This is a genomic window from Vibrio sp. 2134-1, assembly GCF_033339495.1.
The window spans coordinates 1-565 of record NZ_JAWOUS010000770.1; the positions used below are offsets into that span (position 1 = coordinate 1).

A 565-nucleotide genomic window follows, 5' to 3' on the forward strand; every position below is an offset into this window, starting at 1 on the left:
TCCTCGCGAGGAGGTTTTAGTCTGCTACCTCGCCGACTAAGCCTATTACTCTTCGAACAAAGCCCACGCGATCTTCGACACTGCCCCATGGCACTTCCACCACTTGATATCCGAGCTCAACATAAGTATTGATTAGGGTTTGATGGATTTTCAGCGCTTCTTCAAAGCTGTGCGGACGCACTTCATCTTGTACGTAAATGGACGCTTCAGGTCGACAAGTAAGCACCTGACTATGGTACCCAGCACTTTCAGTTAAGAAAGCTTGGTCAACGTGACAACCACCGACTTGTAGATAAGCAACAATATCTGGAATCGCGCGATCTACAAAAGCCACGTTAGTATTCAACGCTTCACGCTTTTGCTCACTCATTAGGTTAAGACACAATTTGGCAAACTCAGGCAGGTTGGTCCACGGCAAAATGCCATTGTCCAATTCGCTTTGCTGCTCTATCAACGAGCGTGAGCCTTCAGCAAACGTGGCGTAGCCTTGTTTACCTAATGCGTTGAGTAACGTTGTTTTGCCAGCTCCGGGACCACCGGTAGTCACAATCGGCTTCATGTTATC

The 565-nt window shown here is 48.0% G+C and carries 1 protein-coding gene; it reads right to left on the reverse strand.

The genetic code is table 11. The annotated features are described in order from the left end of the window. Positions 1–16 precede the first annotated feature (16 nt). Positions 17–559 carry an AAA family ATPase gene (locus R7R78_RS28450; protein WP_225474894.1) on the reverse strand — a complete coding sequence of 181 codons (543 nt, stop codon included), beginning with the start codon at positions 557–559 and terminating at the stop codon, positions 17–19. Positions 560–565: the final 6 nt, after the last annotated feature.